Source organism: Pantoea agglomerans (assembly GCF_020149765.1).
GTDB classification, from domain to species: Bacteria; Pseudomonadota; Gammaproteobacteria; order Enterobacterales; family Enterobacteriaceae; genus Pantoea; species Pantoea alvi.
Genome location: NZ_CP083809.1, coordinates 3,102,632 through 3,125,501, shown reverse-complemented (window position 1 = coordinate 3,125,501; position 22,870 = coordinate 3,102,632). Strand labels below are relative to the sequence as shown.

Genomic DNA, 22,870 nt, shown 5'->3' with positions numbered 1-22,870 from the left:
GGTGTTGAGACCGGGCCGGGAATGGACTCTGCTATGAATAAACATTGCTATCGACTTATCTTCAGCCGCACCCACGGGGAACTGCGGGTGGTCTCTGAACTGGCCCGCAGCTACTGCAGCGAACCGGGGCAGCGCATCGGCTCAGGGATCTCAGGTGGAGGCCGTCTGTGGGTCACCGTGCGTCGGTCAGTGTGGCTACTTGCGCTGTTGATGTTCGCCGATCCCGTCATGGCAAGCGGAATTGTCGCGGACGGTGCTGCCAGTCGGGCGCAGCGGCCAGAGGTTATCACTACCCAGAACGGCCTGCCGCAGGTCAACATCACCGCCCCCAACCAGGCTGGCGTCTCGCACAACCAGTATCAGCAGTTCGATGTTGACGCCAGAGGCGCCATCCTCAACAACTCGGCGGTGATGACCTCGACCCAGATGGCCGGGATGATCCAGGGGAATCCCAACCTCAATCCCAATACCGCACCGGCACGCGTCATTCTCAACGAGGTTAACAGCAACAACCCCAGCCAGCTGCGCGGATTTATGGAGGTGGCCGGCGGCAAGGCGCAGGTGATTGTGGCTAACCCTGCCGGGATTGTCTGCAACGGCTGCGGCACCATCAACGCCGGGCGCATGACGCTGACCACAGGCCGTCCGCAGTTGAACGCCGACGGCAGCGTGGCGGGGTATCAGGTCGAGCGCGGCGTGGTGCGCATCGAAGGCGGCGGGCTTAACGGTGATGCCCGTCATGATACCCAGTACGTCGACATTCTGGCGCGCGCGGTGGAGATCAACGCCGGCGTCTGGGCGAAAGAAGGCGTGTCGGTGGTGGCTGGCCGTAACCGCGTAAGTGCGGACGGCAAAAGCGCGACGGCGCTTTCCGACGACAACAGTGCCAGGCCTGAGTTTGCCATCGATATGGGCCAGCTGGGCGGGATGTACAGCGGCAGTATCCGTATGATCGGCACCGAGGCGGGCGTCGGCGTGCGTAACCTGAGCGGACAGGTTCGGGCAGGCAAAACCCTGACCGTCAGCAGCGAAGGCAGGCTCAGCTGGCGGGCTGATGTGCCAGATGCCGCCACGCAGTCGGGCGGCGATATTCAGCTGACAGCAAAAGGCGATATTGAGACGCACGGTAAAGTGTACAGCGGCGGTCAGCTGACCCTGCAGGGCGCAGGAAGGTTAACGCAGTCCGGGACGCTGGCGGCGGCCGGGAATATGCAGCTGAACGTTGCACGCGGTATCCAGAGCAGCGGCCACCTGCTGGCGGGCAGTAATGCCGACAGCGCCCTGGTCCATAATGCCAGCCTGCAGCTTGATAGCCAGGGGGATATCCGCGCCAGTGGCAGCCTGCTCGCTAAAAAGAACCTCAGCGCGACCGGACGCCAGGTGGATATCAGCGGCGCGCAGGTTGCAGCCGAACAGACCGCCCTGAAGGCGCGGGAAGGCGGCGTTAGCTTGCGCCGCTCCTCCGTTGACAGCGGTGAGCTGGTCGTAAGTGCCGCTGGCGATGTGGATGCGCAGCAGGCGAAAATCAAGGCGGGGCGCTGGCAGGTTGACGCCAGCACGCTGCTTAACCAGCAAGCGGTCTGGTCCCAGACTGAGGCGAGCGAGAGTCGCTTTACTCTTACCCACCATCTGGATAACAGCGCCGGCACTATTGAGGCCCACAGCCTGGCACTTATGGCCGGTCAGCTGACCAACCAGCGTGGCCGCCTGGTCGCGCTCGACAGCACCGCGCAACGCTGGCGGGTCGGCGGCGTGCTCGACAATGCCAGCGGCACGCTGGGCAGCAATGGCGACCTGCATCTGGATGCCGACCGCCTCGATAATCAGAGCGGCACGATAAAAACCCAGGCGGCACTCCGGCTTCACGCCGACGGCGCAGTGAATAATGCCGGGGGCAACCTGCTGGCCGGGAACGGCCTGACGCTGGAGACGGGAGGCGAGCTGAACAACGCGTCCGGTACCCTGAGCGGTGGAGATGTGCGTCTGGTGGCGCAGCGGCTGGATAACACGCAGGGCAGAGTGACTGGCGAGAGGCGGCTTGACCTGCAAGCCCGTCAGGGGCTGGATAACAGGCAGGGGCTGCTGGGTGCCGGTCAGGCGCTGACGGTGAGCAGCGAGGGCGAGCTGAACAACCATCAGGGGACGGTGCAGGGCAATGGGCAAGCCACTGTGTCAGCGCGAGAGATCCGCAACGAGGCTGGCAAGTTGCTGGGCGGACAGCGGCTGGCGCTGACCAGTAAAGGCGCGCTGAACAACCACGAAGGGGAAATCAGCGGCGAGTCGCTTACGCTGACCACCGGGCAGCTTGATAACACCCAGGGCAAGGTGGTGGCGAGGGAGGATGTGAGCCTGACGGCAGAGCGCGGGCTGGTTAACGCCGCTGGCTGGCTTGAAGCCGGCAACCTGCTCTCTGTTAAAGCTAATGAGCGCTGGGACAACCGGGGCGGCACCGCTCAGGGCGGCCACCAGGTCACCGCCAGCGCAGCGTCGCTGGATAACAGCGGCGGTCGGTTACAGTCCGGCGGTAACCTGACCCTTGATGCCGCAGGCAATATCCTCAATGGCACCGGCAAGCTGACCGCGCAACAGACCCTTGCCATTAAGGGCGGCGCAGCCAGCCTGTTCGACAATGACGGCGGGTCACTGCAGAGCGGCGGTGACTTATCCCTCCAGGGTGGCCAGTTGACCAACCGCGACGCCGGTATGATCTTCGCTGGGCAGGCGCTCTCCCTGAACCTGACCGGCGGCTGGAACAACCAGGGTGGCACCTTTACCGGCAGTGGGCACACCCAGGTGCGCGCTGCAGATCTGGTAAATGCCCAGGGCGCTATCAACGCGCTGGAGAGCCTGGATATGCAGTTTACCGGCCAGCTGGATAACGGCCAGGGGCGGATTTTTAGTCAGTCGTCTCAGCTGCTGCAGGCGCAGGATATCGTCAATGCGCAGGGCTGGATGGGCAGTCAGGGCGGCTGGCAGGCTATCAGCGGCGGTTTTGATAATACCGAAGGCAGCGTACAGAGCCTGCAGGCCGCACGCCTTGCGGCTGACTGGCTGGGCAACGCCAAAGGCGTACTGCAGTCGGCCCAGGATCTGGTGCTGCGCGTTGTGCGGGAGATCGACAACCGGGCCGGCAAGGTCTCGACGCAGGGGCAGCTTGCTGTCGCGGGCGCCAGAGATGGCGAACAGGCCGGTGCCATCAATAACGCTGGCGGTCAGTGGCTGGCTGGCGAGGGGCTGAGTATCGTCGCCCGCGCACTCGACAATACGCAGGGCGGGCTGCTCTTCAGCCAGAAACAACAGCGTCTTACGCTGAGCGGCGCGCTGAACAACCGCGATGGGAGAGCGCAAAGTGGTGAGGCCCTTCAGCTTGATGCACAAACCCTGAATAACGCCGGCGGGACGATAGAGGGCCAGCAACAGGTGACGCTGCGCATTGCTGGCTTGCTTGAGAATAGCGGCGGTGCCGTGCGCAGCAATGGCGACCAGCTGGTGTCGGCGGCCGGTATCGAAAATGCGCGCGGCCTGTTCAGCAGCCGCGGCGGCATCAGAGTAACCTCAGCGCAGCTGCACAACGACGGCGGGACGCTTATCAGTCAGGGGGCGGGCGTCTACCGTATCGACCAGCTTAACAATCAGCACGGCAAGGTACACAGCGGCGACGCGCTCGCGCTTGAGGGCGTGCAGATAAACAACCAGGGCGGGCAATTAGTGTCAACCCAGGGGCTGACACTGAAGACCGGAGTGCTCGATAACAGTGGTCAGGGCACGATAAGCAGTCAGGCGGCAATCAGCCTGCTGGCCGAGCGCCTGAACAACCGCGATGGCGGGCTAATACTGGGCACCACGCGATCCGACATCACCGCCCGTGATATCGACAATACCGCAGGCCGCCTGCAGAGCAGCAGCCAGATGACCTTCTCGGGGGTAACGCAGCTGGACAACCGCCAGGGGCGCATTCTGGCCAACGGCAATCTCGACATCAATGCCGACCGGTCACCGACCGACTCGCCGCTGGCGCTGCTTAACCAGGGCGGGCGCGTGGAGAGCGGCGGCGCACTGACAGCGAATACCCGCACCCTGGATAACCAGAACGGCACCCTGCTGGGGCTGCAGGCGCTGACGCTCTCCGCGCAGCAGGACTATACCCGCCAGGCCGGCGAAACCCTCAGCAGTAACGGCACGGTGACCTTCTCCCTGAGCGGTGCTTTTACCAGCCTGGCGGACTGGCTGCTGCCAGGTAATCTGGTGCTCAACGCGGCCAGCATAGCCAATCCCGCCACCCTGGTGGGCAAAATGCTGCAGCTGACGACCGGAGCCTTGCAAAACAGCGGGCGCATTGAAGCGGACAGCATGACGCTGAACGTCGATACCCTGGACAACGCCGCGGCGCTGATGGGGGACGCGATCGCCGTGCGCGGTCGCGCTATCGACAACCACGGCGCGTCTGCGGTGATAGCGGCGACCCAGAGCCTGACATTGCAGGTCAGTGAGCGCCTGACTAACCAGCAGGGCGCTCTGCTCTACAGCGGCGATCGTTTGCACCTGCACAGCGATGACCTGATTGAAAACCGCGCGAGCTTTATTGAGGCGGACGGCGACACCAGGATTGAAGCCCATCGGCTGAATAACCTGCGCGAAGGGCTGGTGATTGAGCGCGAGGCGGAGAAGAGCGACTACAAGTGGCACCGCTATAACTATTACTGGCGCTCCTTTGGTCCAACGGTCATCTCCGATAAAAGCACCCTGGCACCGACCACCCAACAGCTGACTTTCCAGGATGACGCGGCGGCGCAAACCAACCCATACGGTACGCTGCTGGCTATTGATGCGGCGAGTAAGCGTGCGCAGGTGCGGGTGAAGAACAACGTCGGCAAGCTGACTGACCTGTGGGTCAACTATCTGGCACTCCAGCCCAACGCCGACGGCAGCTACGCGATGACCTTCTATGAAACTCGCGGAGTCAGACAGAGATATGTGCCCACCCCCTATCACAATACCGTCTGGCGTGAGGACAATCGCACTCGCACTGAACAGTGGGATCCCGAACAGCACATCGACCTCGACAGCGCGCCGTTCGTTACCGACTACAGCAACCTGCGTGAGCGTAGCGTTACCGGCACGGTGACGCGCGACAAACTGGTAAGCGAGGGTATCGGGGCGCGTATTCTGGCAGGCGGCAATATGGTGTTGCGCATAACCGGTCAGCTGCTTAACGACGCCAGCGCGATCGCCGCCCACGGCAATCTCACCCAGGAGGGCGGGGGTGCGGTGGACAACCGAGGCTACTCGATTAACGAGCGGCGCCAGGAGGTCATTGTCGATCACTATGACAAGTCCAGGCGCCACTGGTATCCGCAGTTCAGCCGGGATGAGACCACGGCTCTGGCCAGCGTTGACGGCGTTATCACCGGCAACGGTAATGTCACCATCAACGGGGCCAGCATTACCAGTACCACGGTCAGTCAGGCACAAATCAGCCAGCTTGAGGCGGCATTAAACGCCGTTGACGCCGAGCGCGCCGAACTTAAGCGCAACCCGCTGGCCTTCACGGTAGAAGGGGAGGGAGTTGCTGGCGGTGATACGCAGCTTGCGCCGGGTGAGGCAGTGACTTACCCGGGGGCCACGCCGTCTTCACCGCTGGGTCGCCCGCTGCTGCCGTCAGAGCTGGCGCTAACGCAGCTACAGCATCTGGACAGCGTGGCGACCTCCATCCCCAACAACGCCCTGTTCAGCCAGCATACGGCGAGCGGCAGCCCGTTCCTGGTGGTAACCGACGAGCGTTTTACCCGGCGCGACAACTTTATCAGCAGCGACTACATGCTTGAGCGTGTAGGGTATAACCCCGCGCAGGCGCACAAGCGCCTGGGCGACGGCTTTTACGAGCAGCGCCTGGTACGCGAGCAGGTGCTGAAACTCACCGGCAGACCCTCACTCAAGGGCTGGGATGCGATGGCGCAGTACCAGCAACTGATGAATAACGGCGCTGAAGTCGCCCAGAACTTCCATCTGGTGCCGGGCGTGGCCCTGACGCCAGAGCAGATTGCGGCGCTGCAGCAGGATATTGTCTGGCTGGTGAGCGAGACGGTGCAAACGGCCGACGGCCCGCAGTCGGTGTGGGTGCCGAAGGTCTATCTGGCGCAGAGCACGCTGCGTCTGACTGGCGATGGCGCGATGATTAGCGGTGGTAATCTGCAGCTCTCGGCAGACAGTATCACCAATGCCGGCAGCCTGTTTGCCGACAAGGCGCTCACCGTGGATGCCGGGCAGTTCCTGCATCAGGGCGGCGACATTCAGGCTGGCAGCATTGACGTGCGGGCCGACAGCCTGACAATAAGCACCAACCTGCAGGATGCATTGCGCCAGGCAACGATGCGGGCCGACGACATCCGTCTCAGTGGTAGCGATATCACGCTCTCAGGCGCGAAACTCGACGCCACACACACCCTCAGCCTGAGTGCGCGTAACGATCTGACCATCACTGCGGCGAAAAGCAGCCGCACGGCCGACCTTGAGGTCATCTCCGGCGCGATGGGGAACCGTAACAGCAGCGGCATGGAAGAGGCTGGCTCCCGGATGGCGCACATTAGCGGCGAATGGCAGCAGGCGCTGAGCAGCGAGCTTAACGCTGGCGGCAACCTTATGCTTAATGCCGGGCATAACGTGACGCTCGCAGGTAGTCAGGCCAGTGCCGGTGGCAATCTGCAGGTGCAGGCCGGAAACGATATTACTATCAGGGCTGAGACCACCACCAACACCACCCACCTCGACGCCAACAGCCGTACCTCGTCGGTCAGCAACGATCGTCAGGAAGATCGTCTGACGCTCACTACCCTGAGCGGTGCGCAGGGCGTTACGCTGGTGGCGGGCAACCAGCTGCAGGCCGAAGGCGCGCAGGTTGACAGTAAAAACGGCGGCATTGGCATCAGTGCGCAGGACGTGACCATCAAAGACGCCCGTGCTCACACGCTCGCTCTGGACAGCGAAAACAAACGCGAGGGCAGAACCAAAAGCAGTCGCTATGAGGAAAGCGAACGTGAAACCAGCACCGGCAGCACCTTCAGCGCCCGGCAGGGGATAACGGTTATCGGCCGTGAGGGCGATATCACCGTCACCGGCAGCGCTCTGCACAGTGACCAGGGCGGCATCCTCCTCCAGGCGAAAAATGATGTGACTCTCAATACCGCCACCGAACGCGAGTCGCTCTACAGTGAGGAACGCTCTCAGAAAAAAGGGTTCCTGAACAAGAGCAGCAGCCACACCGTGACCGACGACCGAACCACGCGCGAGAAAGGCACGCTGCTGAGTGGCAACAGCGTCAGCGTCAGCGCGGGCAATGACCTGACGGTCACCGGTTCGGCGATTGTCGCCGACCGGGACGTAAACCTGCAGGCCGGCCATAACGTCGATATCGGTGCGGCCACTGAGACCGAGACGCACTACCTGCTGGAAGAGAAGAAAAAGAGCGGTCTGCTGGGCAGCGGCGGCATCGGTTTCACGATTGGCAAACAGTCGAGCAAACACGAAGTCGATGAGCAAGCCACCACCCAAAGCCAGAGCGTCAGCACCATCGGCAGCAGTCAGGGCAGCGTTAACATCACGGCGGGCAACCAGCTGCATATTGGCGGTGCCGACCTGGTGGCGGGCAAGGATCTGGCTCTTACCGGCGACAGCGTGACTATCGACCCGGGCTATGACCAGCGTACCCGCAAGGAAACGTTTGAGCAGAAACAAAGCGGCCTGACCATAGCGCTGTCGGGCACCGCGGGCGGCGCGCTCAACACCGCCGTCAGCTCGGCGCAACAGGCAAGAAAAGAAGGCGACGGGCGCCTGAACGCGCTGCAAAACACCAAAGCGGCGCTCTCCGGCGTGCAGGCCGCACAGGCGTGGGAGCGGGATAATGCGCTGACCGCCTCGGCGGAGGCGAAAAACGCCGCTGCCGGTTTACAGCCGGGAGACAAAGGTGCGGCGCAGGGTGCCACCAACACCATCGGCATCAGCGCCTCCTGGGGCAGCCAGTCGTCGAAGAGTGAAACCCGTACCGACAGCCGCCAGTCGCAGGGCAGCACGCTGACCGCCGGGCAAAACCTGTCGATAACGGCGACCGGCAAGAACCAGGGTGCGCAAAGCGGCGATATCGCCATTACCGGCAGCCAGCTGAAAGCGGGCAAGGAGCTATCGCTTGATGCGGCGCGCGACATTACTCTGCAGTCGGCGCAGAACAGCGAAAGCAGCGTCAGCAAAAACAGCAGCCAGGGCGGTAACATCGGCGTGGGCATTGGCGCAGGCGCGGGGGGCTATGGCATCAGCGTTTCGGCTGGGATCAATGCCGGTAAAGGGCATGAGAACGGCCAGAGCCTGACGCATACCGAAACCACCCTGGATGCCGGAAGCCACCTCAGGGTGACCAGCGGCCGCGATACCACGCTTAAAGGCGCGCAGGCCAGCGGAGAGAAAATCACCGTCGACGTCGGCCGTGACCTGCTGCTTGAAAGCCAGCAGGACAGCGACCGCTACGACGCCAGCCAGCAAAACGTTAGCGCGGGCGGCAGCTTCACCTTCGGCACGATGACCGGTTCCGCCTGGGTGAGCGCCAGCCAGGACAAACTGCACAGCAACTTCGATTCGGTGAAAGAGCAGACCGGGCTGTTTGCGGGCAAAGGCGGGTTTGACGTCCACGTAAGGGAACATACCCAGCTTGACGGCGCGGTTATCGCCTCCACGGCAACGGCAGACAAAAACCGTCTCGATACCGGCACGCTGGGCTGGACGGATATCCACAACCAGGCGGATTACCAGACCAGCCACAGCGGCGGCTCGTTTAGCACCGGCGGGCCGGTGGGCGGGAACCTGCTGACTAATATGGCCGGAGGGATGCTGTCCGGGGGAGGCAGCAGCGGGCACGCTGAGGGCACAACAAAAGCCGGCGTCAGCGAGGGGACGCTGCTTATCCGCGACAAAGACAAGCAGCAGCAGGATGTGGCGCAGCTTAACCGGGATACCGACCATGCCAGCGACGGCAGCATCAGCCCGATATTCGACAAGGAGAAAGAGCAGAACCGGCTGAAGCAGGCGCAGCTTATCGGGGATATTGGCGGCCAGGCGATGGACGTTATCCGCACTCAGGGCGACATCGCCGGGCTGAAGGCGCAGACCGACCCGGAGGCGCTGTCGCAGGCCCGGCAGCAGCTGGAAAGGGAAGCGAACGGCAGACCGGTCAGCGATGCGGCGGTGATGCAGCAGGCGTATGACAACGCGATGCGGCAGTACGGCACCGGCAGCGACCTGCAGAAGGCGGCGCAGGCAGTGACGGGCGCGCTGACGGCGCTGGCGGGCAATAACCTGGCCGGGGCGCTGGCGAGCGGCACCTCGCCGTACCTGGCGACGGAAATCAAGAAGCGGGTAGGCGAAGAGAACATCGCTGCGAACGCGATGGCGCATGCGGTGCTGGGCGCGGTGACGGCGCAGCTGAACAACCAGTCAGGACTGGCAGGCGGGCTGGGCGCCGGCGGCGGGGAGCTGGCGGCGCGGGTCATCACCGGGCAACTGTTCCCGGGCAGGACGGCGGAGCAGCTGAACGAAAGCGAGAAGCAGCAGGTGAGCGCGCTGAGCCAGCTGGCGGCGGGGCTTGCAGGCGGGCTGGCGACGGGGGATACTGCGGGAGCGTTGGCCGCGGCGCAGGCGGGGAAAAATGCGGTTGAGAATAACTGGCTGAGCGTCAGTGAGAAGACTGAGCTTGAGTTAGCGAAGCAGACGCTTAAAAACAGTAAAGATCCGGCAGAGCGTGAAAAGGCGCAGCAGGATGTGGCCCGTCTGGTAGAGAAAGACATCAGCAGTGATAAGAAAGTTATTAATGCCTGTAGCAATGGCGGTGCCGGAAGTGCGGCCTGTGCCACGGCAAGGCTTGAAGTGATAGCGGCGAAGAGCGAGTACGAAAATCTCGGTAACTACAACTCGAAAGCCAGCCAGCAGTATGCGGATGCGTACGGCAACATCGTAAACCTGCTGAACATCACCAGCGTTGATGCACAGAATCAACAGCAGGTGAAGGATGCGATGGTGAACTACGCGATGGTGCAGCTTGGTGTGGATAAGGCGACGGCTGAAAACTATGTCGAAACCTATGACGGGATGAAGGCGGTTGCGGCTTCGATGACACCAGTGTTGGGTGCGGCGGCTGTCAGTAAACTCAGTAGCCTGGCTGAAAAAGTTGTTGTTTATCCATCGGGCATAAATTTCAGCATTAATCAGCCAAAGCACCTAGCAACAGTTGATGGATTTACGCAGAAAAGCGGTGTCTCAGGCGGTCATAATGCGAATGCGTTTTATGACGCGGCGAAAGAGTACAATATACAAATTGTCAGTGAAACACCTACCAGTGTTCCCGGCATTACTCATGTTGTATATAAAATTCCTTCTTATGACAGGGCTGGTAATGTGACTGGGTACAAAGCAGCAGAATTGCCGAAAACAATTTATGATCCTGCTATTTTCACAGACCAAAAGATTTTAGATTTAGGACAGCAAGCTGCCGCGAAAGGATATAAGGATGCGATGGCAAGTTCTAATGGGCAAGCAACTGCAACTGTTGATGGTGTCAGTTTCAGAATATATGTAGATAAAACTACTGGAACTGTGCGGAACTTTCATCCTAATTGAGGTGGCAGATGAGAAAAGAGTTATTTGCTCAACAAGACATTGAAAAAGGTTGTAATTTAATCATTGCATCCTATTTTGATCGTATGTATGAAGATGGTCATTTTTTAAAGATGGTTGGGTATTTGGTGAGCAAGGATAGTTTTTTCGTCGATGGTGCATATTGTAATTTTCCAGATATGAATAGCTGTGATGAGAGCGAACACTTTGAAGGAGTTGAATTTGCTTCAGGCTATCCGTATTCAGAAGCAGACGTAGTCATTATCAGTGAAGAAACCTGCTATCAGTATGTTCGTCTGGCGTGTGAAAGGTATGTAAAACTTCATCCTGAAGATACCGAAAAAGTAAACAGTTTACTGGCTAGACTACCAGTCTAGAGAACTGAACTCCCGGACGGCGCGCTGGGGCCGGCGGCGGCGAACTGGCCGCCCGCTACATTGCCGGCTACCTGTTTCCGGGCAAAACGGCGGACCAGCTGAGCGAAAGCGAGAAGCAGCAGGTGAGCGCGCTGAGCCAGCTGGCGGCGGGGCTTGCAGGCGGGCTGGCGACGGGGGATACTGCGGGAGCGGTGGCCGCAGCGCAGGCGGGGAAAAATGCGGTGGAGAATAACCTCCTTGGTGTGACATCTTCAGACAAGCTCGACAAAGTCGTTGAGAAAATTAAGAACGGTGATAAGTCATTAGCTACAGCCAATGAGCTTATTAAGCTGGAAAATGCCGACAAACGCAGTGATGCACTGGTTTCTAAATTTACTAAAGACCCTTCACAGATGAGCACTACTGAGCGAGCTGAACTGGCCGGGTATTTTCGTATGTATGCTTCTGAAATGGAAAATGCCTACGGGCCAGCGGTAGCACAACAACTGGTTACCGGGCTGCTCTCGGGCCAGGATTACATGAAACGTAACCCTGACTCTGAAGCCATGTATAAAGCTCAGAGCATCATGAATACTTGGGGCTACCATAAATCGAATGCCAGCATAAGTGATGCGCCGCTGATGTTTGGTGGCAATGTGCTAGGTACTACCATAAAAGAAGGTATGGCGCTTAATGCTGCAATCGGTGTAGGCGTGAATACGGCCGTACAACTTAGTGGGAATGATCCTTTCAGCTATGTTGATGCAATTCTCGCCGGTGTGACAGCTGCCGCGACTACAGGTAAAAGTTGGCAGGCATCAGCAGCGATCAATATGGGAGGTGCTGCGATTGGCAGTGCGATTAAAGGGGAAGATCCAACTAACTCTGTGATAAGTACTGGCCTTGGTAGTGCGGCTGGTAGTTTAGGGGGAAAAGTTGTTGATTCATTGTCTCCGGTAACTGATCAAGTGACAAAGGATGTTATTGGTGCAGTTACAGGTTCTACTGCTTCTGAACTTACAGGAAAAGCTGTAAAAGATGAGTTAGACAAGCGGGAGAAGAAGCAATGAATCTCTTCAGCAAGGTTGGTATCCTTTGGCTTCTTTTCCTGGTTGTGTACTGTACTGCCTTAATTTCTGTTGTTCTTTTCATATGCCAACTAGGAGTGTCAACAATTTTCTACTTCAAGGATGGGGCATTCCTTTTTTCATGGGAAGAGGCATTATATATCGCATTGAAAAAAGGGAGCATTGCAGGAGTAGTATTAGGTGCTGGAGTATGGTTGAAAAATAAATTGCATGAGAGTTACAGGAAATAATAGTCGTTGAGAATAACTGGCTGAGCTCAAAAGAAGCCCATCAGCTTGATCAGGAAATGCAGGACTGTAAAGCGTCAGGCGGGGACTGTAATCAGGTTATTTAAAAGTACATCGACATCAGTAACAAAAACAGCATGGAGCTTCAGGAAGCCTGTACCGGTGGCGGCGTTAGCTGTGTAACCTGGGAAGAACTGATTCAGGGAGCAACAAACGTGGCAAATGATGCAAATTCTTCACAGTTCAGGGTAGATGAGAAACTGAAAGATCCAACAGCTGCTGCGTTAGTAAATTATCTGAATGGCGTCGATTTGAAATTCCTAAAAGAAAATATCACTCAGGGAGACCGAATATTATCGGTAGTAAGCGACCCAACATCATGGCCGGTATTAGTTATGGGAGGAAAAGCCATATTGACTAGTAACTCTGGAACCAAGGAGCAATTAATAGCTGCAGGAGTATCAAGTGCTGCTAACACAGTCATCCAGTATGGAACAAGTAAAACTGGGGAGATAAAATTATCCGATGTTATCGGCGCAGGAGTTATCGGTCTTATTACTGCCGGTAAAGGTTACAACCCAACAGTAGCCTGGAATGCAGTAGGTGGTTATTATCAGGCATAACTCAAGGATGATGATCCGTTCTTGGGGGCATTGCTCAGCAAGGCTGGGGCATCAGTTGGTTATGCTGCTGGTAATATCATCAAGATACCAATGGATAAAAAGTTAAACCCTATATCAAAACAGTATGAATGGGTGCCAACAGGTGTTTGGACTATAACAAAACCAGTTCCTCAAAGTAATTTGCCTTCTCTTTCGGGAAATGTGGCTGACTCTGCTGCCTTTGGTTGGTTCTCTGATGTATTACAAGGTTCTCTAAAAAGTAAGGAGAATAATAATGTTGATAAGTAAGAGGTCACTATTTGTACTTTTATATCTATGCATCGCTTTCTTTTTGTTGATTGTTTTTGTTAGCGTATTTTTTCAGTTTGTTGGATATTGGGTTGGCGGTGGAGAACAGATGCTGGAATATTTTAAAGGGAGTTTTTATAAGGTATTGAAAACAGGATTGGTCGGTATTGGTGTGGGATTTGTGTACTGGTTTTTCTACTACCGAAAAATTTAAACGCTAATTTGGGAATAAGGACAAAAGAACAGTTTGCTCAACGCATTGTGAAGGTTGTAAAAAATCCAACTTCTGTCAAAGAGCTAAGCGGCGGAAGGTCAGTTTATTGGGATCAATCGACAAACACCGATGTTATACGAAACCTCAAACCTGGTGATGGTGGTACTGCATTCAGACCAGTTAACGGGAGAGCCTAATTTGGTAGCTTTAGATAAATATGGAACTATTCAGTATGTGGTAAATGATGAAGTAAATTATACCGATGCGCTTATGGCCAGTTGGGTTAGTGCGGCTACATCGAATACCGGACTGTTAGGTACAGTCGGCTGGAATGCTGCGGGAGGCGCAACCTCAAACTATATTAAAGGTGATGATCCGTTGAAAGGTGGCGCAATAAGCGGAGCTGCGTCTGGTCTGGGATATGGAGCCGGTAAATTTTTTCAGGGGCAACTTGATAAAGTGCTTAATCCGAACTGGAAAAACTGGGAATGGGTTGATGTAGGTATGGGGATATCTAAGCCTCACCCAGTTAATCCAGTGCCAGGTATGGCAGGTAATGCATCAGGTAGTGCAACTACGGAGATCCTCAATGATCAGCTTGGTAAAGCAGCCGTAAATAGTAATGCAGGGAAACAATAATGATAAAAAAATCGCGATTCATTATTTTTTTCTACTTATTTTCTGCCTGTAACATAGCAATGATAGTAATGTTCCTGTTTTTATATATTCTAATAAGAGTCTATCTTCTGCTGATATATCAAATTCCATTTGAATTGGTTTGGGCAGATGCATGGAAATATACTAAAGCCGCGTCTCTGACTGGATCGTTGATGGCTTTAGGTAGCTGGTGGATCTATTATCAGCATTACGGGCAAAGCAGAAATAGATAGCAAAATAAATTCCGTCCTTTACCGGCGAGATTATACTTTACACCCGTCAGCTACTTGTAACTGGCCAGCCGGATTATTAGCTGTTCCGGCCAGACGCTGCTGCATCAGATGGTAAATTGGTATCACCACAACCTGCTCTTGGGGCGCAGACCGACCCGGAGGCGCTGTCACAGGCCCGGCAGCAGCTGGAAAGGGAAGCGAACGGCAGACCGGTCAGCGATGCGGCGGTGATGCAGCAGGCGTATGACAACGCCATGCGGCAGTACGGCACCGGCAGCGACCTGCAGAAGGCGGCGCAGGCAGTGACGGGGGCGCTGGCGAGCGGCACCTCGCCGTACCTGGCGACGGAAATCAAGAAGCGGATAGGCGAAGAGAACATCGCTGCGAACGCGATGGCGCACGCGGTGCTGGGCGCGATGACGGCACAGCTGAACAACCAGTCAGGACTGGCAGGCAGGGAAAAATGCGGTTGAGAATAATGCGCCATGCGCTACAGCTGGCTCATTCCTCGTTCCTGACCAGGTAAAACGCCAGACGCCACGACCGAGGACAAAGCAAAACTGGCGCACGATACAGCGAAGGGTTATTCAATCATCTCTGCCCAACAGGCCGAGAGACTCGCATTAGCTGTGCTGCGAACAATAGTGTCCTCTTCTTATCCCACACGTCTCCCACAGGCAGCGACTGAACATCCCTCCATACGCCGCAAAACCGCGATTAACCTCTCTTGCCAGTTCCCGAATCACGATCGCTTCTATGCCTTTCATCGCCTGGATGGTTTGCCAGCGACCGGGTGCAAGCAGGGCAGGTTTTGACAGCCTGTGCGCTAAGTCATTTTTAAAATCATTATTTATCAATGCATTAAAGTAAATTGCGTGCAAGCTCTCACTTTTATGTTTGCTATTAAATAGCGCACTATATATATTCACCTCATCCCGAATGCGCCGCAGCAAAGGCGATGCATTTAAATAGTGTGCGATTTAATAGTGAATAAATTAAAGGAGTAATCTCATGACCATTAAGCATACCGTTTTAGCGCTGGCGCTGGCCGCCGCGTCCGCCAACAGCTTTGCCGACGCGCCTCAGCCTGAGCGTCACGTAGAGAATTTTCTGCATGCGCTGAACAGCAGCGGCGGCAAACCTATTGAACAGCTCTCGCCGCAGGCGGCACGCGAAGTGCTGATCGGTGCGCAAAAAGGGGCAACGCTGCCTGACGCCGAGGTAACGGAAAAGACGATTGAGGTAAACGGCCAGCCTTTAAAGCTGAATATCGTGAAGCCTAAAGGGGCGCAGGGCACGCTGCCGGTATTTATGTTCTTTCACGGCGGCGGCTGGGTATTAGGGGATTTCCAGACCCATGAACGCCTGGTGCGTGACCTGGTGGTTGAGTCGGGCGCCGCCGCGGTGTTCGTTAACTACACGCCGTCGCCGGAGGCGCACTATCCCGTCGCCATCAACCAGGCTTACGCCGCCACCCGCTGGGTCGCCGAGCACGGCGCCGAAATTGGCGTAGATGGCAAGCGGCTGGCGCTGGCAGGCAACAGCGTCGGCGGCAATATGGTAGCGGCCGTGGCGCTGCAGGCGAAGCAGCAGCATACCCCGGCGATTCGCTACGATCTGATGCTGTGGCCGGTGACCGACGCGCGCTTCGATACCGGCTCCTATCAGCAGTTCCAGAAGGGCTATTTCCTGACGCGTAATATGATGAAATGGTTCTGGGATAACTACACCACCAGGGCGAGCGACCGTAACAATATTCTGGCGTCGCCGCTGCGCGCCACCCGCGAACAGCTGCAGGGGCTGCCGCCAACCTTAATCCAGACCGCCGAGCTTGACGTGCTGCGCGACGAAGGCGAGGCCTTTGGCCGCAAGCTGGACGCCGCGGGCGTCGACGTCACGGTAACGCGCTACAACGGGCTGATCCACGACTACGGCTTGCTGAACGGGCTGAGCGAGGTACCGGCGGTGCGTACCGCGCTGCGCCAGGCGGCAGACGGGCTGAAAACGCACCTGAAGTGATGCTGCGCCAGGCGAAACGCCTGGCTTTTTCCCCTTTGCGGCAGCACAAAAAAAGCAAGGCATCCGCACCAGGCCAGGTTAGATTAGCAAAATCAGGCTGTTAATCTGCTCACTACCGCGAGATACGGAACATGTTTGCAAAGCACTATGAAGTTGATGAAAAGCATATCGATTTCCAGGGCATCGTCGATGGCCTCTACTATCCCTTCTATATGGAATGGACACGCCATGCCTATATGCGCGAAGCGCTGGGCATCGACATAGAAGAGGAGTTTAAGCAGGGACGCCTCTATATGGTGCTGGAATATTCGCTGCGCTTCCGCAAAAGCCTGCAAAAGGGCGATCGTCTGGAGGTGACCTGCGCGCTGGAGAAGAATGAAAAGCGCAATCGGGTCAACTTCGTTCAGCAGATTAAGGTCGATGGCGTTATCTGTGCAGAAGCGACCTTTGTTGCCACCTGTCTCAGCAACGGCAGGCCGAGCATGCCGGATGCGGTGATGAACGCCCTTAATTCGCTTTAATAATCAGCACGAAGGGCTGCTGCCAGCCCTTCATAACCCGGCACCGACGCGATGCCTGGTTTCCCTCTGTCCTGACGCCTCGCTCAATTCCTAATCCGCCCCACAAGATTTACGCGACCTGCGTCACATTAAGCGCCTTAATTTTTTGCGCCTTTTCCTCTGATTTTTTCATATCAGCTTTGTTTAAGCTGGCGCTACAGGCTAAATAGATCCTGTTATCATTCTTAAGAGCGCATAACTGACCGCTGATAAACAGGGCGCGCCTTGAGAAAAGAAAACAATCAAGCCACGCTGGCACGAACGCATATCTAATTTTGCGATGCCATGAAAGCACAGCCTTTTTTGTTTTCACCCTCCAGGATAATTCCTAATGAATAAAAATTTCTCCAGGTCAGGCTGGCGGCGCTGTTATTCTCTTTATCGTTGCCTGTTAATGCTTCCTGCTTAAGGCTGCGAAAAATCTTGCAGATAACCCTAATGTCCGCTTATCCATTAATTCTGATAGATAAGCAGAGCGGTCATGCGGAAATTCCGGTTTAGCGCACCACCCATTGACGGAATAAAAGCGGCACGTAATATCTCATCATTCAATCCTGATTTTTTCTTTAGTCGTATCTGATCTATCCGGGAAAAAAACAAAAATGTCGACGTGAGCCCGGCACTAAGGCGTTATTGCGGTTATTTCTGCGCGCTTTTAACGCGCACGTAAAATATTTTATCCAGAGGATCTATGGTGACGCTTAACAACCCGTTAATTAGCGTAATTGTGCCGGTATATAATGCCGAAAACTCGATTATTCGCTGCGTTGAAAGCGTGCTGGCGCAGCAGGCGCCGCGCATCGAGCTGATTCTGGTGGATGACGGATCGACCGACAGTTCGCCGCTCATCCTGGAGAGCTGGGCCGACCATCCCCAGGTGCGCATTATCACCCAGCGCAACGCTGGCGTTTCCTCGGCGCGCAACGCCGGTATTGCGGCCTCGCGCGGTACCTATTTGCGCTTTGTCGATGCGGACGATTTCTTGCCCGCCGACGCGTTAAGCCTCTGCCTGGCGCTGATGAATAGCGAGGTCGGCCTGATTGTCGGCGAGTCACAGCACTTTACGCCGCAGGGGCAGCCGATCGCACGCGCCTTTCCGACCGAGGCGCAGCGCGTGCTCAGCGCCAGCGATGCGGTTAACGATCTGCTCTATTTTCATCCGCGCCACGGCATTTGCGACAAGCTGTTTAACGGCGAGCTTATTCGCGCCGCTCAGCTGCGCTTTAATGAACAGATCGCGAACTTCGAGGATCTGCTGTTTGTTATGCAGTATCTCAGCCTGCTCGGCACCCGGCGGGTAATCTGCATCAACAGCGTGATTTATCACTACGTCGAGTCAGAGAACTCGGCGACGCGCTCGTCGGTGCGCGAAAAACATTTCTCCTTCGCCCGTTCATTTAGCGAAATGCAGCGGCTCTTGTCGCGCAGCAACGATAAGTTTTTCTATTTTCTGCTGCTGAAGGTCTCTTCTGCCTATTTATATAAGGCCATCGCCTCCGGCGAATTTAATTCTGCCTTTATTAACGAGCATATTCGACGCTATCGAGAGGCTTTTAAAGCCTATCTCTCTTCAGGCGTTATCGTTAACGGCTGGAGCCTCTACTTCACGCTCTTTTTCTGCTCGCCGCGGCTGGTGTCGCAATTGCGCAAGCTGGCGCAAAGCGCGGGGCGGGGAGAGCAGCTATGAAAGACAAACTGAAGAACTCGATGTGGATGATCGCTGAGAAGATTATCGCGGTCTTCGGCCTGATTTTTGTCACCTCGTTTGTAGCGAAATATGTCGGGCCGACCACCTTCGGCATTATTTCTATTTCGCTGCTGGTGTTTCAGTTTTTGCAGACGGTGGCCTACATGGGCAGCGACGTTATCCTGCTGAAGCGGCTGTCGCAAAATAAAGCCTCCGGCATCAGGCTGATGATCTCCGCCTCGGTGCTGATTTTCACGCTCTACCTGGCGCTGGCGTCTGCCGGTATGGTGATTATGCGCGAGGAGATGAGCTCGCAGGCGCAGATCTTTATTATCGCCGCGGCCATCGGCTGCCTCTTTTCCGCCATCGACCTGGTCAACGTTTTCAACGAGGCGATGCTGAATGCGAAGCTGAACGTCATCGCCAATGCCATCGGGTTAACCATCAGCCTGACGATTCGCTTTGTTATTTCATACTGGGGAGCGGATCCCGCCTGGCTGGCGCTGCCGATCGTGCTGGCAACCTTGATTCCCTTCGTGATCAAGCTGGCGCTGTTCCGCCGCTACGAAGGAGGGCTGCGCACGCCGAACCGCAAACAGCTTAAAGCCTATTCGCGCTATATGCTGGCCTCCGGCGGCACGCTTATCTTCTCGGTGATCGCCGTGGCGCTCTATACGCGGCTCAATCAGTTCAGCGTCAGCTATTTTCTCGGCGTAAAAGAGGCGGGCGTCTTTTCCGTGGCCCTGACCCTCTCCGGCGCCTGGGTCTTTTTGCCCAATGCGCTGCTGGCGTCCTTTTATCCGGCCTTTTTCTCGGAGCGCGATCCCAAACGCGCCATCGTAAAAATTCAGCAGCTGCACCTGCTGGTGGTCGGCGTCTCGGCGCTGGTGATCGCCGCGGTCGCGCTGCTGGCGCCACCCTTTATTCACTACTTTTACGGCCCGGCGTACCAGGACGCGGTCGCGCCAACGGTCTGGCTCTGCCTGGGCGCGATGTTCGGCCTGCTGAGCAGCGTTATGGATCGCTTTATTATCAAGTACAACGGTTACGCCTATCTGGTGAAAAAAACCTTTTTCGTGCTGCTGATCTGCCTGGTTTCCTCCGCCGTGCTGGTGCCGCTCTATGGTCTGACCGGTGCGGCCTTTAGCGTTATTTTGACCGAGCTGCTCTCTTTTACGCTGCTGAATTACTTTTTTGCCGCTCAACCGATGTTCACTATTCATCGCTCTTTTTTCAGCCCTAAAAAAATATGGTTTTTATTAAACGACGCCAAAACCCTCAGATAGTTAAGAGGAATTAAACATGATTCCAACACCAAAGTTCAGCATTATTATTCCCGCGTGGAATGCGCAAAAAACATTGAGAAGAACCCTGATCAGTGTATTGCAGCAAACCTGCGATGATTACGAGGTGATAGTGGTTAATGACGGCAGCACCGACGGCACCGCCGCGTTGCTGGAGGAGTTTAGCTATCAGCCCACGATTCGCGTAATCAACCAGCCGAATGGCGGCGTCAGCGCGGCGCGCAATCGCGCGTTAAAGCAGGCGCAAGGGGATTTTATTATTTTCCTCGACGCCGATGACTGGGTAGAGGATTCATTTCTTGCCAGTTTTCAGCAGTCGCTGGATAACAGTCGCGGCAGGCCGGTAGATTTAATTGTCGGCAACCTGGTGGACGACCGCATCGGCACCCTCCGCAAATATGGTTATTTCGCGGCGCAGGAGATGCCTTATCTGCTGGGCGAGCTGGAGATGAGCGATAATATCGGCTATCTGCATAATAAGTGTTACAGCCGGCGCGTCATTGAGGTGAACAATCTCTATTTCCTGGAGGGGATCTCCATGAGTGAAGATCTGCTGTTCAACCTCAACTATTTCTACAACGTCAGCAACTGTCTGGTGATCGACAGCGCCGCCTATCATTACGAAAACGTTATGGATTCGCTGTCAAAGAAGCGCGTGCAGTACAACGAGCTAAAAGAGCGCAAACAGTTTCTGACCGGGCTGTATGACACCATTATGCAAAAGTATATGCATCGCGATCTCGACTACTTTCTTAAAGGGGTGTCGAAGCGGGTGCTGGCGCTCGATATGCAGATCGTAACCTCGATGTACCACGACGCCTTTACGCATAATGAAATTTCGCGGGAAATTAACGAGATAAAACGCGGAAAATATTCGAAAGGGATTTTTATCCTGCTGAACCGCAACGAAAAGCTGAAGTATATTATTATGAATTTAAATAGCTTTGCGGCTTACTACTGTCTTTACGCCCTCTATAAGGCGCGTGCTTTTTAATGGATGTCTTTCATCCGCTACACACGACCGGGTTACATGCCTCTGTGGTTTACTCGCGTTAATCACATCGGGCGGCCCTCGGGGTCGCCCAATGCTGAACGGCTTACTGCGCCGGGCGCAGCGCGCCGGTTTTAAATACGCTCATCGCCTGCGCCATACGCTCGGCCTGATCCTGCAGCGCCTGCGATGCGGCGGAGGCTTCCTGCACCAGCGCGGCGTTCTGCTGCGTTACCGCTTCCATCTGGGTAATCGCCATATTGATCTCACTGATGCCGGTGCTCTGCTCGCTGCTGGCAATAGTGATTTCGCTCATAATGCCCGCCACGCTCTTCACGCTGTTCACCACTTCACCGATGGTGGATCCGGCATGGGAAACCAGCCTGCTGCCTTCCTCAACTTTGGCCACGGAATCTTCAATCAGCAGTTTGATCTCTTTCGCCGCCGATGCCGAGCGCTGCGCCAGATTACGCACCTCGCTCGCCACCACGGCGAATCCGCGTCCCTGTTCGCCGGCGCGCGCCGCTTCGACGGCAGCGTTGAGCGACAGAATATTGGTCTGGAAGGCGATAGAGTCGATCACGCTGATGATATCGACGATTTTCTTCGACGACAGCGCAATGGCCTCCATTTTCTCAATCACCTGTTCCATCACCACGCCGCCTTCGCGCGCCACCGCCGAGGTGCTTGCCACCAGCTGATTGGCTTCGCGCGCGTTGTCGGCGTTGTGCTTCACGGTAGAGGTCATCTGCTCCATCGCCGAGGCGGTCTCTTCCAGCGAGCTTGCCTGCTGTTCGGTGCGGGTTGAGAGGTCCAGGTTGCCGCTGGAGATCTGATTCGACGCCACGGCGATGGTATCGGAGCCGGTGCGCACTTCGGTCACAATGCTCAGCAGGTTATCGTTCATCTGCTGCAGCGCGCGCATCAGCACGCCGGTTTCGTCGCGGCTGTCGATGGTGATTTTAGAGCTGAGGTCGCCTGCGGCAACGCGTTCGGCCACGCCGAGCGCCTCCTTCAGCGGACGCACAATCGAGCGGGTCAGGTAAATGCCCAGCAGTATCGAGGCGAGGATCGCCAGTACGGCGCAGACCAGCGTAATCATAATCGCCGTGCTGGCGGCGCTAATAATGCTCTGGCCTTCGCCGCGCAGCTGTGAATCCTGCGAATTAGCAAATTTCTCGGCGCCCTCAAGGAAAGCGTTCTGGGCTGGCGTCATGGTTTTCAGCGCGTAAACGCCTGCGCCTTCAAAATCACCCGCTTTGATCAGCGCAATCAGCGCGTTTTTTGCCACTTCAAACTGCTGGCCCGCCTCAATCAGCCCCTTGATTTTCTTTTTGCCGATGGGGGTAACCTGAATAGCGGCGATGCGGTTCATCGCGGTATTGGTGCGCTGGGTCGCTTCATCCAGCTGGCCATAGCGTTTGATGTTTCTGTCGGGATGGGCGGTATCAATCACCAGGCCGCGCAGATATTTAATCTGGTCGTTGACGCCGTCGCGCACGTCGAAGGCGAGGCGGACTTTGACATAGCGGTCATCGATGATGGCGGAAATGCCGCTGTTAATGCTCTGGATTTTGCTAACGGTGGTGACGCCGATGATGACCATCAGCACCACAACAATACCGAAGGCGATGCCAAGCCGGGCGCCGACCTTCATATTTTTCAATCTCAACATCTCTGTTCTCCCGCGATTACCTAAGTGTTTTGCTGAATGGTTAAGTTTTTTAACGCTTTTGTGTGATCCCTCTTTACTGCCCCCAGGCCGCCCGCAAAGGGCTAAAAATGAGAGCCGGTGCACAAGTTATCGGATGCTTCTGTTTTGACTTTAATTTTTTGCGGGTTATTTCTGCACAAAAAGCAGGGTTAATTGAGGCGGTGAAGGACAATCATTAGTGGCACAAACGGCAGCCCGGCGGGTGAGTGCGATAATATTAGTCACGCTAAGCAATTACATTAAGGCGGTGAGCCTG

General features: G+C 56.2%; 14 protein-coding genes and 1 pseudogene. 14 read left to right on the top strand and 1 reads right to left on the bottom strand.

What is annotated here, in order from left to right; all coding sequences use genetic code 11:
• Nucleotides 1-33: 33 nt before the first annotated feature.
• The 14 genes and pseudogenes from LB453_RS17730 (at nucleotide 34) to LB453_RS17665 (ending at nucleotide 20,903) form a co-directional block, all read left to right on the top strand.
• A complete protein-coding gene (locus LB453_RS17730; protein ID WP_103795174.1) occupies nucleotides 34-10,656 on the top strand; it encodes a hemagglutinin repeat-containing protein in 10,623 nt (3,540 codons plus the stop codon).
• 8 nt (nucleotides 10,657-10,664) lie between these two features.
• Complete coding sequence (gene cdiI / locus LB453_RS17725; RefSeq protein ID WP_103795173.1) at nucleotides 10,665-11,030, top strand: ribonuclease toxin immunity protein CdiI; 366 nt, start codon at nucleotides 10,665-10,667, stop codon at nucleotides 11,028-11,030.
• Nucleotides 11,031-11,053: 23 nt separating this feature from the next.
• Nucleotides 11,054-12,079 (top strand): annotated as a pseudogene (locus LB453_RS17720) (VENN motif pre-toxin domain-containing protein); the annotation flags it as partial.
• A complete protein-coding gene (locus LB453_RS17715) occupies nucleotides 12,076-12,327 on the top strand; it encodes a hypothetical protein (protein WP_103795171.1) in 252 nt (83 codons plus the stop codon). The pseudogene LB453_RS17720 and the gene LB453_RS17715, both read left to right, overlap by 4 nt.
• A gap of 134 nt (nucleotides 12,328-12,461) precedes the next feature.
• Nucleotides 12,462-12,947, top strand: a complete 486-nt coding sequence (locus LB453_RS17710; protein WP_146053808.1) for a hypothetical protein — start codon at nucleotides 12,462-12,464, stop codon at nucleotides 12,945-12,947.
• Nucleotides 12,948-13,037: 90 nt separating this feature from the next.
• Nucleotides 13,038-13,235 carry a hypothetical protein gene (locus LB453_RS17705; protein WP_224481540.1) on the top strand — a complete coding sequence of 66 codons (198 nt, stop codon included), beginning with the start codon at nucleotides 13,038-13,040 and terminating at the stop codon, nucleotides 13,233-13,235.
• On the top strand, nucleotides 13,222-13,449 hold the full coding sequence (locus tag LB453_RS17700) for a hypothetical protein (protein WP_103795169.1): 228 nt from the start codon (nucleotides 13,222-13,224) through the stop codon (nucleotides 13,447-13,449). The genes LB453_RS17705 and LB453_RS17700 overlap by 14 nt, the downstream gene beginning before the upstream one ends.
• Nucleotides 13,450-13,578: 129 nt before the next feature.
• Nucleotides 13,579-14,088 (top strand): adhesin, encoded by a 510-nt coding sequence (locus LB453_RS17695; protein ID WP_224481539.1) that lies wholly within the window; start codon nucleotides 13,579-13,581, stop codon nucleotides 14,086-14,088.
• Nucleotides 14,089-14,455: 367 nt separating this feature from the next.
• Nucleotides 14,456-14,812: a hypothetical protein gene (locus tag LB453_RS17690; RefSeq protein ID WP_224481538.1), complete on the top strand. Its 357-nt coding sequence runs from the start codon at nucleotides 14,456-14,458 to the stop codon at nucleotides 14,810-14,812.
• Nucleotides 14,813-15,350: 538 nt separating this feature from the next.
• Nucleotides 15,351-16,358, top strand: coding sequence for an alpha/beta hydrolase (locus tag LB453_RS17685; RefSeq protein ID WP_224481537.1), 1,008 nt, complete (start codon nucleotides 15,351-15,353; stop codon nucleotides 16,356-16,358).
• 131 nt (nucleotides 16,359-16,489) lie between these two features.
• Nucleotides 16,490-16,879 carry an acyl-CoA thioesterase gene (locus tag LB453_RS17680; protein ID WP_103795166.1) on the top strand — a complete coding sequence of 130 codons (390 nt, stop codon included), beginning with the start codon at nucleotides 16,490-16,492 and terminating at the stop codon, nucleotides 16,877-16,879.
• Between the two features lie 733 nt (nucleotides 16,880-17,612).
• On the top strand, nucleotides 17,613-18,605 hold the full coding sequence (locus LB453_RS17675; RefSeq protein ID WP_224481536.1) for a glycosyltransferase family 2 protein: 993 nt from the start codon (nucleotides 17,613-17,615) through the stop codon (nucleotides 18,603-18,605).
• Nucleotides 18,602-19,891 (top strand): oligosaccharide flippase family protein, encoded by a 1,290-nt coding sequence (locus tag LB453_RS17670; RefSeq protein WP_103795163.1) that lies wholly within the window; start codon nucleotides 18,602-18,604, stop codon nucleotides 19,889-19,891. The genes LB453_RS17675 and LB453_RS17670 overlap by 4 nt, the downstream gene beginning before the upstream one ends.
• 16 nt (nucleotides 19,892-19,907) lie before the next feature.
• Nucleotides 19,908-20,903 carry a glycosyltransferase family 2 protein gene (locus tag LB453_RS17665; RefSeq protein WP_103795162.1) on the top strand — a complete coding sequence of 332 codons (996 nt, stop codon included), beginning with the start codon at nucleotides 19,908-19,910 and terminating at the stop codon, nucleotides 20,901-20,903.
• A gap of 103 nt (nucleotides 20,904-21,006) precedes the next feature.
• On the opposite strand, the gene LB453_RS17660 is transcribed toward LB453_RS17665, so the two are convergent.
• On the bottom strand, nucleotides 21,007-22,575 hold the full coding sequence (locus LB453_RS17660) for a methyl-accepting chemotaxis protein (RefSeq protein WP_103795161.1): 1,569 nt from the start codon (nucleotides 22,573-22,575) through the stop codon (nucleotides 21,007-21,009).
• Between the last annotated feature and the right edge of the window lie 295 nt (nucleotides 22,576-22,870).

Excerpts from the sequence above, each read along its gene's own strand:
- LB453_RS17730 (WP_103795174.1), top strand. The coding sequence starts at position 34 with ATGAATAAACATTGCTATCGACTTATCTTCAGCCGCACCCACGGGGAA.
- cdiI (WP_103795173.1), top strand. The coding sequence starts at position 10,665 with ATGAGAAAAGAGTTATTTGCTCAACAAGACATTGAAAAAGGTTGTAAT.
- LB453_RS17715 (WP_103795171.1), top strand. The coding sequence starts at position 12,076 with ATGAATCTCTTCAGCAAGGTTGGTATCCTTTGGCTTCTTTTCCTGGTT.
- LB453_RS17710 (WP_146053808.1), top strand. The coding sequence starts at position 12,462 with ATGGAGCTTCAGGAAGCCTGTACCGGTGGCGGCGTTAGCTGTGTAACC.
- LB453_RS17705 (WP_224481540.1), top strand. The coding sequence starts at position 13,038 with ATGGATAAAAAGTTAAACCCTATATCAAAACAGTATGAATGGGTGCCA.
- LB453_RS17700 (WP_103795169.1), top strand. The coding sequence starts at position 13,222 with ATGTTGATAAGTAAGAGGTCACTATTTGTACTTTTATATCTATGCATC.
- LB453_RS17695 (WP_224481539.1), top strand. The coding sequence starts at position 13,579 with ATGTTATACGAAACCTCAAACCTGGTGATGGTGGTACTGCATTCAGAC.
- LB453_RS17685 (WP_224481537.1), top strand. The coding sequence starts at position 15,351 with ATGACCATTAAGCATACCGTTTTAGCGCTGGCGCTGGCCGCCGCGTCC.
- LB453_RS17680 (WP_103795166.1), top strand. The coding sequence starts at position 16,490 with ATGTTTGCAAAGCACTATGAAGTTGATGAAAAGCATATCGATTTCCAG.
- LB453_RS17670 (WP_103795163.1), top strand. The coding sequence starts at position 18,602 with ATGAAAGACAAACTGAAGAACTCGATGTGGATGATCGCTGAGAAGATT.
- LB453_RS17665 (WP_103795162.1), top strand. The coding sequence starts at position 19,908 with ATGATTCCAACACCAAAGTTCAGCATTATTATTCCCGCGTGGAATGCG.
- LB453_RS17660 (WP_103795161.1), bottom strand. The coding sequence starts at position 22,575 with ATGTTGAGATTGAAAAATATGAAGGTCGGCGCCCGGCTTGGCATCGCC.